The 315-nt window shown below is 59.0% G+C and carries 1 rRNA gene; it reads left to right on the top strand.

Annotated features, from left to right (window positions below):
- Positions 1–315 (top strand): 23S ribosomal RNA (locus ADL08_RS13960); the annotation flags it as partial.

Raw genomic sequence — 315 nt, 5'->3', positions numbered from 1 at the left:
CCGTGATTCCGGGAGTAGTGGCGAGCGAAACCGGATGAGGCCAAACCGTATGCGTGTGAGACCCGGCAGGGGTTGCGCATGCGGGGTTGTGGGATCTCTCTTCTGTCGTCTGCCGGCGACAGGACGAGTCAGAAACCGTATGGATAGGCGAAGGACATGCGAAAGGTCCGGCGTAGAGGGTAAGACCCCCGTAGCTGAAATTCATGCGGCTCGTTGGAGAGACACCCAAGTAGCACGGGGCCCGAGAAATCCCGTGTGAATCTGGCGGGACCACCCGCTAAGCCTAAATATTCCCTGGTGACCGATAGCGGATAG

Origin of the sequence: Streptomyces sp. NRRL F-6492 (assembly GCF_001280125.1) — a bacterium.
In the GTDB taxonomy this organism is placed as follows: domain Bacteria; phylum Actinomycetota; class Actinomycetes; order Streptomycetales; family Streptomycetaceae; genus Streptomyces.
Note: the sequence above shows the minus strand (reverse complement) of the source record. Positions and strands in the feature narration are given on the sequence as shown.